The following is a 15,365-nucleotide window of genomic DNA, read 5'->3' on the forward strand; positions in this document are numbered from 1 at the left end:
CGTTTGTAGGAGAATTTTTACAACAATACTAAAACGGACAGGTGGGACGTCAATTTATCTGCGAGTAACGGTGAGCAGATAAATTTCGCCGTCCCCTACATATTTAATCATTTGCAACATTTTTATAATTTGCTTTTGCAGACCATAAACATAGTTGAAAGGAATACGCTTAATGAAGAGGATAAATATTTTTGAGAACGGCATAAATTTTGTGCTGGAGATAACAGACGACAACGAGGCGAAGCTTTTGCACTTCTCTGCCCTGCCATTTGACGAGGCTAAGACCGCTTCTTATATGGGGCTGAGGACGTTCCGCCCTGTTGAGATACAGGCCAGCGGCATTGACAGGCCTGACGAGAGACACGGCAACAAGTACATCGTTACGGCGCCCGGCTGGCGAATGAAGTTCAAGGACTTTAAGGACGTGAACAACGATCTGGGCAGAAAGCTTGAGCTCACCACCATTGACGAGGGCACGGGGCTTGAGGCTGTTTCTCATTATCAGTTTTACACGGGAACTTCCGTTGTGCGATGCTGGACGACTTTGACGAACAGGGGCGATGAAGTCCAGACCATTGAATATATGTCCTCATTTGCGCTGACGGGCGTTGAAAAAGAGGGGCTTTTAAAGCCTGAGGACAAGATGAAGATATGGGTATGCCACAATTCTTGGCAGCGTGAACTTCAATGGCAGAGCTATTCCCTTGAACAGGTGGGCTTGGCGACTTCAACTAAGCCGACTGAGCAGAGATCATCAAAGGTATTTGCTTGCACGAATGTTGGCAACTGGTCGGCGAAGGAATATATTCCTATGGGCGTGCTGGAAAATACTGAGGCCGGATCGGTGCTGTTTTGGCAGATCGAGCAGAACGGTTCTTGGCATTGGGAACTTTCGGACGTTGGCGGACATTTTTATTTGCAGCTTTCAGGTCCTTCCGAGATCGAATCACATTGGTTCAAGAACCTTGCCCCTGGGGAGACTATTGAGAGCGTGAAGTGCGCTGTTGGCTCTGTTGAAGGCGATTTTGACAAGGCTATGGGCGAGCTTACAAAATACCGCAGAAAGATACGCCGCAAAAATCGTGACAACCAGCGTTTGGCGGTAATATTCAACGATTATATGAACTGCCTTTGGGGCGATCCTACGGCTGAGAAGGAATTTCCTCTTGTTGACGCTGCGGCGGAGGCAGGCTGCGAATATTTCTGCATTGACGCAGGCTGGTACGCTGACGGCTTTTGGTGGGACGAGGTCGGCGAATGGAAAGAGAGCAGGCGACGTTTTCCAAACGGCGTAAAGGAAGTTGCGGACTACATTCGCAAAAAGGGAATGATACCGGGCGTATGGCTTGAGATCGAGGTTATGGGCATAAACTGCCCTATGGTGGAGAATGTTTGCGATGACAGCTGGTTCTTTACACGTCATGGCAAGAGAGTTTATGACCGCAGCCGTTATCAGCTTGATTTCAGAAATCCGAAAGTCCGTGCTCACGCTGACGAAGTTATCGACAGGGTGGTTTCGGAGTACGGCGTTGGTTACATAAAAATGGATTACAATATCGAGCCGGGAATTGGCACGGAGCAGAACTGCGACAGCGTTGGCGAAGGTCTGTGGGGTCACGAAAAGGCTTATCTTGAATGGCTGGACGGTGTGTTTGCACGTCACCCCGATCTTATAATCGAAAACTGCTCCAGCGGCGGACTGCGAATGGACTATGCGATGCTTTCGAGATACTCCATTCAGTCAACTTCCGATCAGGACGATTACAGAAAATACTGCACCATTGCGGCGAACTCCCCTGCTGCGCTTTGTCCCGAACAGTCGGCGATCTGGGCTTATCCTATGACCTCTGGGGACAAGGAAGCGGTCGTGTTCAATATGGTCAACGCAATGCTTTTACGCATTCATCAGAGCGGACATCTTGGCAACATAGACCCTGAGAGCAAGGCACTCGTAAAGGAAGCTATCGGCGTTTACAAGAAAATTAGGACGGACATCAAGGAAGCCGTGCCGTTTTGGAGTTTGGGACTGTCCAAATTTTCGGACGATTGGGTATCTCTTGGTCTGCGCAATGGCAACAAGGCATATCTTGCGGTATGGCGCCGTGAGGGCTCTGACACCTGCGTTCTGCCTATTGATTTTCTCAAGGGCGTGAATGCAAAGGTGAAGTGCATTTATCCGTCATTCAACGAAGCGCCTTTTGAATTTTCACCAGCCACGGGCGATCTTACGGTGAAGTTCGATAAGACTTTTATGGCTAGGCTTTTCGAGATAGATTGGGAATAATCAGTACAAATAATTGTGTGAGTAGACGAACATTGATAAAAAACGGGCGAACGATGTTCGCCCCTACAATTCGTAACATATAGATAGACAGATTTATAACGAACTGCTTGTATCATTTTTTTATTTTCCGATAAGGGCAATTTCGCCATAGACAACGCCTTTGGTACTGTCCGATTTTACGGACAATTGCTCGCCCGAGGGGGATATTATCGCCGATATTCCGCAGTTTCCTGCTCGCAGGACGTAGCGGCGGTTTTCCACGGCTCGCATTATGCTGTGGCGATAATGCTGCTCACGGGCGGAGCTTTTGCCGAACCAAGAATCGTTGGTGGAAATGCAGATAAGCTGTGCGCCTTGGTCTTTTTGGGAGCGAACTATGCTCGGGAACACCGATTCAACACAGATAACTGAGCCGATGGTGACGCCGTCGGCGGTGATGGGCTTTGCGTAGGCGCTTTCGCAGCACTCTGACATCGTTGTGACGCCGAAGAGGTTTGCGAAGGGTATTTTTTCTCCGAATGGGACGAGAACTTGCTTGAAGTATGGTGCGCTTGGCGAGCCGTTTTTATCGTAGGCGAGGAGGGCGTTATAGTCTGCGCCATTTTGGAGATAGAAGGAGCCTGTGACGACTGTGCAGCCTTTGGTGTCCGCAAAATCGGACAGCAGAGTAAACTCGTCTATTGTGCTGTCGAAATCTTTTGGCACGGCGGATTCGGGCAGTAGCACAAGGTCGGTGCCCCATTGCCAGCCTTTGTCAAGGATAGAGACATAGGAGCGTGCGGATTCCAATGCTTTGCGGCGGGATTTTTCCCTGCCTTCAAGGCTATCCTGAGCGCAGATAACGTCAAGCTTTGGGCTGATGGCGTAGAGCTTTTTGTTGAGGTCGAGGGAATATGCGCCGTAGGCAAGGTTTGCGCATTGGAGCACAAGTGCTGTGAGGACATAACCGAAACGTTTTGAGCGTATAAAGCTCAGGTAGGCCTCGGCGTGGAGGGCGTTTATGAGCAGTATAAAAAATGTGGTGGTTCGGCAGTCGAAGAGGGTTGCGGACTGCAAAAGCAGGGGCGAATCTGTCACGGTGAGCCACACCGCCGACCACGGGAACGCCAGCACGGGGACGTGCTCTTGAAGCCACTCCCCTGCGCAGACAAGCAGGCAAAAGAAGATGATTTCGGCGAACCTGTGCTTGAAAAGGCGAAAGCGTCTTTTTATTGGCAGATAAAGGCAGAGCGGTATATACATCAGCAGAGCTTCCCATAATGTCAATGCGGCAAGGCAGAGGACTGCCAGCGGTATCGACAGGGCTTTCGGCAGGGGGCAAAGCTTCCAAATGGTCAGCAAAAATGACAGCTGGACGAGATAATATGGCAGGAAGAAGAGCAGAAAGTTCTTGCGAAAGTCGATTCTGTCCAGACTTTTGGACAGAAATAAAGTCATTGGGATAAATGCGAAAAAGGCGAGCCACGGGATATTGAGGCTTGACTGCATAAGGCCGCAGAGTATGCCTGTTGCCACCAAGAGGGTCAGGCGGGCAAGGTGCGGATCGAGATTTATTTTTGAAGCAAGTTTAGAATTTTTCATATATTTATTATGCCCGAAAAATTTTGGGTATACAAAGGGGGTGCAAGGATAATGGATAGGCGTGATTTTAAGATAGATATACCCGAGTATGTGAAGGCAGCGCTGGGCGTGCTTTACCATAACGGCTTCGAGGGATATATCGTTGGGGGCTGTGTTAGAGACAGTTTGCTTGGGAAGAAGCCCCACGATTTTGACGTTTGCACAAACTGCACGCCCGAAAAAATGGCGGAGCTTTTCGCAGGCTTCAAGACTGTTGATACGGGGCTGAAGCACGGCACGCTTACTGTGATAATCGACCACCAGCCTGTGGAGATCACCTGTTACAGGAGCGACGGGGAATACATCGGGCATAGAAAGCCTGCGCAAGTGACCTTTGAAAGCTCTTTGGAGGAGGATTTGAAACGCCGTGATTTTACTGTGAACGCTATGGCGTACTCAGAAGGTGAGGGGCTTATCGACCTTTACGGCGGTCAAGATGATCTGAACAAGGGGATAATTCGCTGCGTGGGCGAGGCTTCAAGGCGGTTCGATGAGGATGCTTTGCGGATAATGCGTGGGCTGCGGTTCGCTTCCAGCCTTGGGTTTGAGATCGAAAAAGAGACCAGCGAGGCGATGATCTGTCAGCGTGAGCTTTTGAAAGACATCTCGGCGGAGCGGATAATGACGGAGCTGAAAGGGCTTTTATGCGGCAGGAACGTCCGTGAGATACTGCTTCAATACCGTGAGATAATTGCGGTGGTTATACCCGAACTGAGGGAGAGTTTTGACTTCAAGCAGAACAATCCACACCATTTTTTGGACGTTTACGGGCACATTTGCTTGAGCGTTGAAAACATTCGCCCCGAGTGGCAGATGAGACTAACAATGCTTTTGCATGATATTGGCAAGCCGAGAATGCACACCGTTGACGACAAAGGCGTTTCCCACTTCAAGAAGCACCAGTTCGAGGGGGCTTATATGGCGGAGGAAATTCTCAAGCGGCTGAAAACGGACAGCGCTTCGGCGAAATATATTTTCGAGCTTATTTGGGAGCACGACAACAGGATCGCTGCGACGAAAAAGTCCGTCAAGCGGTTTATGGCGCAGCACGGGTTCGACTTCACGATGGATTATCTTGAGGTGCGCCGTGCGGACACTTATGCTCAATCGGAATATAAGAGGGCGGAGAAGCTGGCGGAGCTTGACGAGATCGGGCGGCTTGCTATCGAGATAGAAGAGGGGCAGGAGTGTTTCAGCTTGAAAGACCTTGCCCTGAACGGAAATGACGTCAAGGGGCTTTGCATTGGTGGAAAGGACATTGGTCTTGCGCTGGAGCTTGCCCTTAACGGGGTCATTGAAGAGAAAACGGAGAACAAAAAGGAGGAGCTGATAAAATACATTGAAAGCAATTTCAGACATTGACAAAAAGCGGAAAATAAACCATATCATAAGGGTGGTGGCCGTTATAATATGGTGCGTGGTGATATTTATGTTTTCGGCAAACGACAGCGACGAGTCAAACGCTCAGAGCAACTGGCTTTTTGAATTTATCGTAAAGTTTGTCAACCCTGTTTACGACAGTATGGACCCGGAGGCACAGCTCAGGTATCACGATATCGCCACGTTTATAATCAGAAAGCTGGCACATTTTACAGAATACGCAATACTTGGAATGCTGGCATTTTCGGCGCTTTGGAAGGTCAAGAAAGTCAAATATCGTGGGCTTATTGCGCTTGGTTTCGGCTTTTTATATGCTTCCAGCGACGAGATACACCAGCTTTTCGTACCGGGACGCACGGGGCAGTTTCGTGATGTTATGATCGACACCTGCGGCGTGGCTTTCGGTATCATCATTGCAATACTCATCAGAAAAATCTATCTTAAACAAAAGCAGAAAAAACAGGATAACAAACAAGACAAGCAAGCTTTGGCTGAAAAAAATAATTAGAATTATTTTGCAAAAAAACAGCGCCGCACGGAAGTTGTGCAGCGCTGTTTTTTGTATGTCAAAGGGTAAAACTCAGAGGAGTTACGTTATTGGGTGGATATCACTTTACTTGATCTCAAGCCGTCTTGTTGCTGGAGCGGTCTCCTGCATTTTCGGCAGGTTCAAGGTGAGGATACCGTTTTTATACTCGGCGTCGATCTTCTCAGCGTCGATACCAGTAAGGTCGAAGCTTCTCTGATAAGAGCCGTAAGTTCTCTCACGGCGGATATATTTATCCTGCTTATCCTCGGTCTCCGCCTTATGCTCGGCAGTCAAAACAAGCTTATTGCCCGAGATGTCAAGCTTGATGTCCTCCTTCTCAAAGCCCGGAAGCTCAGCCTCCATTACATACTTGTCGCCCTCGTCCTTGATATCTGTCTTGAAGCTTTGCATTGATGTGCCGCCGAAGAAGTCGTTCTCAAAATCATGGAATGCGTTAAACAGATTGTAGCTCTTTCTTTCAAATGGTGTAAGTCCATACATAAAAATTCCTCCTTAAATGCCTTGTCAGCCCTCAGCTGTCAAATGCGGCAGCCTTTTTATGCTGACCATATATCGTAATTTTGATTATTGTAATGATTTGGTGATCTAATGATCGTATCGTTTATTTTTTCATTTCTCTTTTATTCATTGGTCTCATTTCCTTTCATTGTCTATATAATACCCCTGATATATGTTCATTATGTGAAAACAATGTGAACATTAGCTGAATTTTAGCACTCTTGTGCGTAGAGTGCTAGCAGATGTAAAAATGAGTGCTAAAACACCGCACGACAAAGAGCAAACAAAAAGGGCGACCAAAGGTCGCCCATACAAAATATATCATCGCCAACGGCGATACCTTAATTCCTCATTCCTCACTTGAGTGTGGTGACTGTCTTGACCGCAGACCAAGCGCCGTTGTATTTTACGCCCTTGACGTTGGTGTAGCTGCGAACACGAACATAGTATTTGGTCTTGGCTTTGAGCTTTGTGGCTGTCTTGGTGTCGTTTTTGTTGGTGGTGAGCTTTATGGTCTTTGCGCCTGTGAATTTGGAATTTGTGGCATATTGTATCTCATAGCCTGTGGCAGAACCTTTCTTTACCCAGTCGGCAAAGAAGCCTTTGCTCTTGGCGGTGAGCTTTTGAAGCTCCTGCTTGGCGGGGTTGATGTTGAAAGTCTTTGTGATCGTGCCTGTTACGCTGCCCTTGCCTGTGATAGTTACTGTGGCTTTGCCCACGTTTTTGTTGTTTGAATATTTCAGCGTGTAGTCTTTGTCCTTGACCAGAGTATAGCCGCCAAGCTTGATGACAGGGCTTTGTGTCAGAGCTTTGCCTGTGAAGGACTTGCTCGAAATGCCTGTGATAGTGGCCTTTGACAGGCTGGCTTTGTTGATCTTGAAGGTCTTTGTCAGCGTGCCGCCATAAATGCCCTTGCCTTTTATGGTGACTTTGCCTGTGCCTGCGGCGGTGTTTGCGGAATAGGTCACGGTGTAATCTGTGCCGTTTTTAAGGGTCTGAGAGCCGCTTTTTACTGTAACCGCCGGCTTTTTGGCTGTGCCGCTGTATGTGTATGACGTGGTGGAAAGTGTTGCTGTGCAGGCCGCAAGGCTCTTTGGCTTTATGGTATAGCTGAGGGCGGCTGTGCCGGAATAATTGCCCTTGCCCACGACTTTCACCACGGCTGTGCCGGGTTTGACGTTTGACGAATAGGTCAGAGTATAGTCCGTGCCTTTTTTCAGCTCCGTGCCGTTATTTGTGACCTTCACCGCAGGCTTTTTCTCCGAGCCGTCATAGGTGTATTCCTTTGTTGAGAGGGTCATCGCAAGCTTTGAGACAGGCATTTGGGTGATAGTGAAAGTCTTTTCCGCATTGCCCGAATACTCGCCAATGCCCGCTATTACGGCGTTTGCGGTGCCTGCGTTGGTGTTATTTGAAAATGTGACTGTATAATCCTTGCCCTGTGCGAGGGTCTTGCCGCTGTATTTTACTGTGACTGTGGGCTGGATAGCCTTGCCTGTGTATTCACGGCTGCCGCTGAATGTCACATCTGCAAGGGCGATATCGCTTCCGCCGACTGTGACTTCTTTTTCCATTGAAGGGTAGGTCTCACCGCCAAGGTAAATTTTGACTGTGGCTGTGCCGCTTGAAAGTGCTTTGACCTTGCCGTCCTGCGAGATAGTCAGCACCGAGCTATCAGAGCTTTCATATGTAATGGAAGTGGGGTCGATCGGGGTCTTTGCCTGAACTTTTGAATTGACAACGCCGCACTTTATCTGCGCTTCGCCGCCCACACTGAGGTGTGCAGGCAGATCGAGATAAAACTCTGTGGACGAGCGCTTGGCGGTTATGCTTTCGATAGTCTGCTTTGTATTAGGTGTATCGGACTTATTTGCTACTGGGTTTGCGTCATTTCTTCCGAAGCATTGCACCCAAAATATGCCGCCGTTGACTGTCACGCAGCCTATGCCGATGCTCTTGAAATTTGCACCGAGGATATTGTTTCTGTGGCCTTCAGAATTCATCCAGCCGTTCATAACCTTATCTGCGTCAACATAGCCCATTGCGATATTTTCACCCCACATTTTTGTGGAAGCTGTAAAACAGCTTGAGCCGTCGGGGCGGTCGTGTCCCCAAAAAACGCTGGTCTCGCAGGCTCTAAACATTGCGGTATCAAGCAGGTCTTTATCCATTGTGAGCTTTGAAAGGCCGTTGGCCGCACGCTGTTCGTTGACCTTATCAAGCACTTTATAGGCTTGCTCATAGTCAAGGGTTGCGCTGATATTGAAATTGGCGTAGGTGCTGGGGTTGTGGGATATAATGGTGGTTTCTGTATCGGACAGGGCGTAGCTTGTCACGGGCGTGATCGCGCAGGAAAGCGCTATGGTCAGCGACAGTATCGCCGCAATTATTTTTTTCATACTAATTCCCCTTTTTATTTTGTGTTCAAAACTTGTTACGTTAATTATACCGCAAATGCCGTACAAATTCAAGTATAATGGGGATTTTTCAGCGTTTTGCATACAAAAAACACCGCAAAGCTTTAATGCCCTGCGGTGTGATGATCTGCATATTTTGTTAAAACAATCCTGCGATGAAGCCTGCTGCCACGCCGAAAACGTAGAGCACGCCGACTATCACGAAATTCTCTTTGATATGGTGCTTATTGGCTTTGAAGAGCACAAGCAGTCCGACGCCTGCGCCTGTGCAAAGGCCTGCGATGAGAGAGCCGAAGCTCACCACGCCCTCGATATAAAGCTGTGTGAGCACAACGGAGGCTGCGCAGTTCGGGATAAAGCCTATTATGCCGGCGATGAACGGCTGGACGGCGCTGTCGGTCATAAGCAGGGTCTTGACTGTGTCCTCCCCTGCGAACTCCATTATTCCGCCGAGGACAAGGTTCACAACGAAGATGAAGATTATTATGCTGATGGTGTGGTGGAGCGCCGAGTGGAGAATGCTGTGGTGCTCGCAGTCGCAGTCCTCGCAAATTTCTTTGAATGGCTCTTCCTCCTGCTTTCTGCCCATAAGGCGGATAACGAGGTCAACAAGGAAGCCTGCGATTATCGCCACGACGACTTTGATTATTATAAGCTGCCAAAGCTTGCCTGCGAATTTAGGGTTTGCGATCATCATCGGGATAGCTTCATCGCTGGTGGAAAGGTAGACCGCAATTAGGGTGCCCATTGTGATAAGTCTGCCCGAATAGAGATTTGAGGCGACCACCGAGAAGCCGCATTGCGGAATTGCGCCGAGGATACTTCCGCCGACTGCGCCGAAAGGCCCCATTTTTCGCAGGGCTTTGCCAAGTTTATCCGACGAGCGGTGCTCTATATACTCGATAAGCAGATAGACGCCGAAGAGGAACGGCAGCACTTTAAGGCTGTCGATAAAGGCGTCGAGAAATACATCTTTTAAAGTCTCAAACATTATATCTATCTCCTGTAAAACTGCGTCCGCACTTATTCTGCGGACTTTCAAACTAATGATTTTTTCGTCAACTCGCTTATTATACTATATTTATGAAAGCTTGTCAATCTTATGTTTATATGATAATCTGTTCATTTGTTTGGACTTTTCAGCGTTGGCATTTTTGATGTATTGGCGACATTTATTGGTAGAAAAAGCGGACGACCGCAATTGTTTAGAAGCAACTGTGGTCGTCCAAGATGTTATGATTATGATGTTTTGGGCTGAAATAATTATACCGAACGCTTTGTGAAGCCGTCCCAAGCGGTGAGGATAAACACCACCATATGCGCAACGAGGACGCATATTGCAAAGGTAAGGCTATGCTGTGCGAACATTGAGCCGCCCTCTTTGATAGTCATAAGGTCGGTGTTGGCGAATACCAAGAACCTTGCCCAGTCCTGACCGAGATTTGCAAGAAGAGTTGTCAATGTTGAGCCGATACACATTGCGAAAACGCTGACGCCTGTTGCGAGGGCTGTGCTTCTCACAAGTGAGGAGATAGCGAAGGCAAGTGTTGACATTACAACCATTTCAATGCTGGAAACGAGGTAGCTTTCTATTGCATAGACCATTGTGGACATTTCCTTGACCTTGCCGTCAACGACGTACATATAAGAATCAGAGAAGCCTGTAAAGCCGTGCATAACGCCGATTATGGGTATCAGCGCAACAAAGAGGATAGCGAGCATTATATAGCCCACGGTGATGACTGTGAAATACTTTGCCATAAGTATTTTCCAGCGCTTAACAGGGTTTATGAGCAAAAACTTTATCGTGCCCTGTGAAAATTCTGAGGAGACTATTCCGCCTGCGATGACGATAACGAGCAGAGCCACAACTGTCACAAGAGATGTGCCTGTGAGGAATATCGGCCAAAATGTTATCTGATCGGGTGAATCTGTGTCAAAGAGCGAAGTCTGGTCTGCTGTGTTATCGAGCTTATTGTTATCAAGCTGATACTGCGCAAGAGTTATTTTATCCTCAAGGGCTGCCCTGCTGTTTTCGCCGTCTGTTTTGGCGTCGCCCATTCTTGCAATGGTGGACTTTGCATCGGCGATAGTCATAATGAGGTCGTTTTTCTTTTCGTTGGATTTATCAAAGGAGATATCGTTATCTATCCTATACTGATATTCCCACTTTTCGCCCTCGGTGATATTGCCTGTATCAAGCATATGCTGGCAATAGCCTTTCCAGTCGTTATTGTCAAGATACTCCTTGATAGTATAGAACTCAACTGTGGGGCTTTCATCAGAATAGGCGTTCATAAGCACGTCATAGCGCCAATCGTCGCTGTCGATATCGTTGTCGATAAGGTACTGCCACATTGCGACTTCCTGCTCATAGCCTGTGCCTTTGGTCTCGTTGAGCCAATTTATATTGTCCTGATAATCCTGCTTCGGGTCATAGTCGTTATAGATATTATTTGACATTGTCATTTTGCCGATAAGAGCGATACCCGACAGGCCGAATGCGCAGAGTATTACCAACACGATGATAATTTTTGTGGATAATTTTTTGAAAACCTTTATGTACTCGTTCTTGACGAGTTTGAAAAATCTAGCCAATCTGTCCGCCCCCTTCCGAATTTTCTGTAAGCTCGATGAACACGTCCTCAAGCTTTTTATTTTCCTGTCGGCGGACTGTATAGAGGTCTACGCCGTTTTCGATAAGGGACTTATTGATGGAAGCGATCTTTTTCTTTTCGATATCGGTAGGGATAGAGAGGGTGATAAGACCTGTTTCGTGGTCGAGCTTTTTGCCCTCCTCCGCAAGGACAATGATACCGAGAGCCTTATTCGGGTCGCTGACTTCGAGGACATATTCTGACATTGAGCTATCGGAACGGGAGACGAGGTCTGCCATTGTATACTCGCCGATCATTTTGCCGTTTGCGATAATGCCGACCCTATCGCACATCATTTCCATTTCGCTCATAAGGTGTGAAGATACCACAACGCAGGTGTTTTCCTTATGGGCAAGGTCTTTGAGGACGTCACGAAGCTCTTTTATTCCCTGTGGGTCGAGGCCGTTTGTTGGCTCGTCGAGGATAAGAAGCTTTGGCTTATGCAATATCGCCTGTGCAACGCCGAGGCGCTGGCGCATACCGAGGGAATACTTTGACACCTTATCGTTGATACGGTTTGAAAGGCGCACAAGCTCGACGACTTCCTTTATACGCTCCTCAGTTATGCCCTCTCTCATACGGGCATACTGGCGGAGGTTTTCCAGACCTGAGAGGTATTTATACATTTCTGGGTTCTCGACGATCCCGCCGACGTTTGCCATTGCGCCCTCGAAATCCTTATGGATATCCTTGCCGTCGATAGTGATCTCGCCGCTGTCAAGCTGCAAAAGTCCCACGACTATTTTGATAGTGGTGGTCTTGCCTGCGCCGTTAGGGCCTAAGAAGCCAAAGACTTCACCACCGCAGCACTCCATATCGATATCGTGGAGGATATGCTTTTTGCCCATTGTTTTATTAAGGCCTTTTATTTTAAGAACAACGTTATCAGTCAACTGCGCTCGCCTCCTTGCTGTCTGTGCTTATATCTGCGGCTGAGGCTGTATCATCGCCGAAGCTTGTATCTGCTTCGTCAGCTTCTTCAGCGCTTGAAAGGTCGATATCAGTTGATGCTACTGAGCTATCGCTGCCGCTTGCGCTTTTATCGAAGGTATAATCCTCGCCGAAGCCGTAATCAGTTGTTGAGGCTATTTTCCAGCCGTCGGAAGTTCTGACCATATAAAACTCTGCGGTATCGCAGCTGAAGATGGCTTTATAAGGTTTTGTGCTTGGTTCGTAATTATCGGAGCTGGTATAATTGCCGCTATCCATAGTGGTCAAACCGCTGGTGGAGAGATAGGTGGGGTCACCCATTGAGACGTTATAGCAGACGTTATAAGATACGGTAACGTTTGCGCCGTCTGCTCCGCTTTTGCTGATAGAGATACCCTTGATATCATACTCGGCGGAGATTATCTCGCCTTTTTCGCCATGGCTATTGAAAGTCACGGCGGAATTATAGATACTAGCCTTTGTTTCGGCATACTCCGAGGGGCTTTTAGCGTCGGTAAAGTAGTTATCCAGCAGGTCGCACCATTGCTTTGAGACTTTATCCTGCGAGCCGACATTTGACTGTGTCATTGCGCTGACATAGCTATCGACGGCTTTTTCGATATCGGGTTTACTTTTTTTGAAGGTGGTATTATCGTACACGGTATAGCACACCACGCCTGCCGCAAGGACTGCGCCCAGCACAAGTCCACGGTTGATATTTCTGAGTTTCACTTTGTCTCCTCCTCTTTCTCTTGTTCTTTTTATTTGGGATAAGTGTTTCTCGTCGTGATTATTAGTTTATCACAGCTTCATTATCAAGTCAACACAATTAAGAATTACTTAAGCTTTTCTTTCTTTTTTAATTCGCATAGGGAAAACTTGAGTGAGGAATGAGGAGTGAGGAATGGTGGTATCGCCGTGGGCGATGATTTTTTTGTTGCGAACTGCGTTCGCTTTGACCTCTCGGTAGCTTTGAACTTTCGTTCGCTGAGATGGCTATAAAAAAGTAGGGGCGAACATAGTTCGCCCGTTTGGTTTTTATGTTGTTGTGTTTTTGATTATGTTTATCGCTATGCCGTCAATATTTCAGCGTGCGTTTCAAGTCCTCGGCGGTCTTTATTCTGTCTCTCAGGCTTATGCTGCGGACGGCTCTTCGCAGGGGCAATATCCTTGATGGCACTACTGACAGCATATCTATATGCAGCTCTAGCAGCGTTTCCGTCATTGACAGGTCCCCTGCCATTTCGCCGCACAGCCCGACTTCTATGCCGTTGGCGTGGGCGTTATCGCAGACAAGCTTTATCATTCGCATTAGTGCGATATTATTATCCGGGCGAATTTTATCATAGCTGCTGTTTTGCCTATCGAGGGCGAATGTGAACTGCTCGAGGTCGTTTGTGCCGATACTGAAAAAGTCCGCTTCCTTTGCAAGCAGGTCGCTGGTCATAACGGCGGAGGGGGTCTCGATCATAACGCCGACTTTGACGCTATCTGAGAAGCTTTTGCCCTCTTGTGCGAGCTGGTCTTTCAGCTTTGATATTAGTTCTTTTGTACGGATAACTTCGTCCACATCGCAGATCATTGGCAGGATAATTGACAAGTTGCCATAGGCGGAAGCTCTCAGCAGGGCACGGAGCTGAGGGGCGAAGATATCTTCATTTTCAAGGCAATATCTTATTCCACGACAGCCCATTGAGGGGTTGCGCTCGGCGGCCAAGTCCATATAATCGGGCTTTTTATCTGCGCCGATATCGTATGTACAAATTGCAACTTCCTTGCCTTTCATCGCTTCAAGGGCGCTGCGGTATACATAGAACTGGTACTCTTCATCGGGATAATTCGGGCGGTCAAAGCACATAAACTCGCTTCTGAAAAGGCCTATGCCGCCTGCGTCGTTATCCTGAGCTAGGGCAAGCAGCTCCTCATTGACGATGTTTGCATATATCTTTATTTCTCTGCCGTCACGGGTGATATTTTTTCTGCCACGGAGCTTTGTCAGCAGCTCTTTTTTTCTGCCCTCGGCGGCTTCTTTATGTTCCAGCATACGGAGGGTGAGCTGGTCGGGCTCGATATACAGCACGCCGCTATAACCGTCGAGGACGGCTTCTTTGCCGTTATGCTCTTCCGAAAGCTCGCCACCAACGTTCACAAGGGCTGGGATATTCATTGTTTTGGCAAGAATTGCCGTATGAGAATTGACCGAGCCGGAGCGTGTGCAGATACCCTTGATCTTGGTCTTATCCATTAAGATAGTTTCAGATGGCATAAGGTCGCCTGTGCAGAGAATAGAGCGGTCGCTGAGGGTCGGCTCGCTGTCTGCGCAGTTTAGGATATGGCGCAGGAGGCGGTTGGAGACGTCTTTCACGTCCGCCGATCTGCCCTGCATATACTCGCTGTCTGTTTCAGAGAGCATTTCAGTGAAATTTCTTGCGGCACAGGCGACGGCATAGTCGGCGTTGAAATTATCGTCCAAGATCATTTTTCTGATGAAGCCGTCGTAGTCCTCGTCGGTTATTATCATTTGGTGGATAATGAAAATTTGTGCGTCCTTATCGCCGATACGCAGCCGTGCTTTTTCATAGAGCGCACCAAGCTCCATAATTGCGGCGTTTTTGGCGGTGACATATTTTTTATATTCAAGCTGTGGGTCTCCGACTTTAATCTTATTTATTACGAACTCCTCACGGTGATAAAAAGTCAGTTTTCCTCTTGCGATAGCTCCGAAAATGGATTTTCCTTTTATGGCAAACATAAGCTCACCCCTTTTGCTCTATGCCTTTGCGGCGTTTATCTTTTTATTTTAAGTATTAAGTACCAAAAATGCGATACTTTCTCACAATAATTATATCACTATTTTCTGTTTATTAAAAGCAAATCGCATTTCTGTTTACACTATATTCACAATATTCGTGATTTTATCAAAGGCAGAGGTGCAAATTTAGGCTGTTTGCACAGTTCTGAGCGGCGGGCGATAGTGTGACATAGTACAGCCTGTTTTTGGCATAAGTATAAATATATGATAATACAAC

At 47.6% G+C, this 15,365-nt stretch carries 11 protein-coding genes; 3 read left to right on the top strand and 8 right to left on the bottom strand.

Annotation, left to right across the window (positions count from 1 at the left end):
* Positions 1–172 precede the first annotated feature (172 nt).
* The gene (locus tag QZ371_RS03175; RefSeq protein ID WP_295209314.1) at positions 173–2,284 is read left to right on the top strand and encodes a glycoside hydrolase family 36 protein; all 2,112 of its coding nucleotides are present in this window, start codon (positions 173–175) and stop codon (positions 2,282–2,284) included.
* A 120-nt stretch (positions 2,285–2,404) separates the two neighbouring features.
* Here QZ371_RS03175 and lnt read toward each other — a convergent pair whose 3' ends face one another.
* Positions 2,405–3,865: an apolipoprotein N-acyltransferase gene (gene lnt, locus QZ371_RS03180; RefSeq protein ID WP_295209317.1), complete on the bottom strand. Its 1,461-nt coding sequence runs from the start codon at positions 3,863–3,865 to the stop codon at positions 2,405–2,407.
* A 51-nt stretch (positions 3,866–3,916) separates the two neighbouring features.
* Between lnt and QZ371_RS03185 the strand changes: the two genes are divergently transcribed.
* A complete protein-coding gene (locus QZ371_RS03185; RefSeq protein WP_295209318.1) occupies positions 3,917–5,266 on the top strand; it encodes an HD domain-containing protein in 1,350 nt (449 codons plus the stop codon).
* Positions 5,244–5,792 carry a VanZ family protein gene (locus tag QZ371_RS03190; protein WP_295209321.1) on the top strand — a complete coding sequence of 183 codons (549 nt, stop codon included), beginning with the start codon at positions 5,244–5,246 and terminating at the stop codon, positions 5,790–5,792. Before QZ371_RS03185 ends, QZ371_RS03190 begins: the two co-directional genes overlap by 23 nt.
* A 105-nt stretch (positions 5,793–5,897) precedes the next feature.
* Here QZ371_RS03190 and QZ371_RS03195 read toward each other — a convergent pair whose 3' ends face one another.
* The 7 genes from QZ371_RS03195 to ptsP all read right to left on the bottom strand — a co-directional run bounded on the left by QZ371_RS03195 (position 5,898) and on the right by ptsP (position 15,088).
* The gene (locus tag QZ371_RS03195; RefSeq protein WP_295209324.1) at positions 5,898–6,314 is read right to left on the bottom strand and encodes an Hsp20/alpha crystallin family protein; all 417 of its coding nucleotides are present in this window, start codon (positions 6,312–6,314) and stop codon (positions 5,898–5,900) included.
* Positions 6,315–6,688: 374 nt separating this feature from the next.
* Complete coding sequence (locus QZ371_RS03200) at positions 6,689–8,731, bottom strand: CAP domain-containing protein (protein WP_295209328.1); 2,043 nt, start codon at positions 8,729–8,731, stop codon at positions 6,689–6,691.
* A 157-nt stretch (positions 8,732–8,888) separates the two neighbouring features.
* On the bottom strand, positions 8,889–9,740 hold the full coding sequence (locus QZ371_RS03205; RefSeq protein WP_295209331.1) for a putative manganese transporter: 852 nt from the start codon (positions 9,738–9,740) through the stop codon (positions 8,889–8,891).
* 272 nt (positions 9,741–10,012) lie between these two features.
* Positions 10,013–11,347, bottom strand: a complete 1,335-nt coding sequence (locus QZ371_RS03210; protein WP_295209334.1) for an ABC transporter permease — start codon at positions 11,345–11,347, stop codon at positions 10,013–10,015.
* Positions 11,340–12,299: an ABC transporter ATP-binding protein gene (locus QZ371_RS03215; protein ID WP_366558689.1), complete on the bottom strand. Its 960-nt coding sequence runs from the start codon at positions 12,297–12,299 to the stop codon at positions 11,340–11,342. The genes QZ371_RS03210 and QZ371_RS03215 overlap by 8 nt, the downstream gene beginning before the upstream one ends.
* Positions 12,292–13,068, bottom strand: a complete 777-nt coding sequence (locus tag QZ371_RS03220) for a hypothetical protein (RefSeq protein WP_295209337.1) — start codon at positions 13,066–13,068, stop codon at positions 12,292–12,294. The genes QZ371_RS03215 and QZ371_RS03220 overlap by 8 nt, the downstream gene beginning before the upstream one ends.
* A gap of 346 nt (positions 13,069–13,414) precedes the next feature.
* Positions 13,415–15,088 (bottom strand): phosphoenolpyruvate--protein phosphotransferase, encoded by a 1,674-nt coding sequence (gene ptsP, locus QZ371_RS03225; RefSeq protein ID WP_295209340.1) that lies wholly within the window; start codon positions 15,086–15,088, stop codon positions 13,415–13,417.
* Positions 15,089–15,365: the final 277 nt, after the last annotated feature.

The sequence above is a fragment of the Ruminococcus sp. genome (genome assembly GCF_019423705.1).
Taxonomy (GTDB): Bacteria; Bacillota; Clostridia; order Oscillospirales; family Ruminococcaceae; genus Hominimerdicola.

What these genes read in the sequence shown, in the direction of transcription:
- QZ371_RS03200 (WP_295209328.1), bottom strand. Translation starts at nt 8,731, where the DNA reads ATGAAAAAAATAATTGCGGCGATACTGTCGCTGACCATAGCGCTTTCC.
- lnt (WP_295209317.1), bottom strand. Translation starts at nt 3,865, where the DNA reads ATGAAAAATTCTAAACTTGCTTCAAAAATAAATCTCGATCCGCACCTT.
- QZ371_RS03175 (WP_295209314.1), top strand. Translation starts at nt 173, where the DNA reads ATGAAGAGGATAAATATTTTTGAGAACGGCATAAATTTTGTGCTGGAG.
- ptsP (WP_295209340.1), bottom strand. Translation starts at nt 15,088, where the DNA reads ATGTTTGCCATAAAAGGAAAATCCATTTTCGGAGCTATCGCAAGAGGA.
- QZ371_RS03185 (WP_295209318.1), top strand. Translation starts at nt 3,917, where the DNA reads ATGGATAGGCGTGATTTTAAGATAGATATACCCGAGTATGTGAAGGCA.
- QZ371_RS03205 (WP_295209331.1), bottom strand. Translation starts at nt 9,740, where the DNA reads ATGTTTGAGACTTTAAAAGATGTATTTCTCGACGCCTTTATCGACAGC.
- QZ371_RS03195 (WP_295209324.1), bottom strand. Translation starts at nt 6,314, where the DNA reads ATGTATGGACTTACACCATTTGAAAGAAAGAGCTACAATCTGTTTAAC.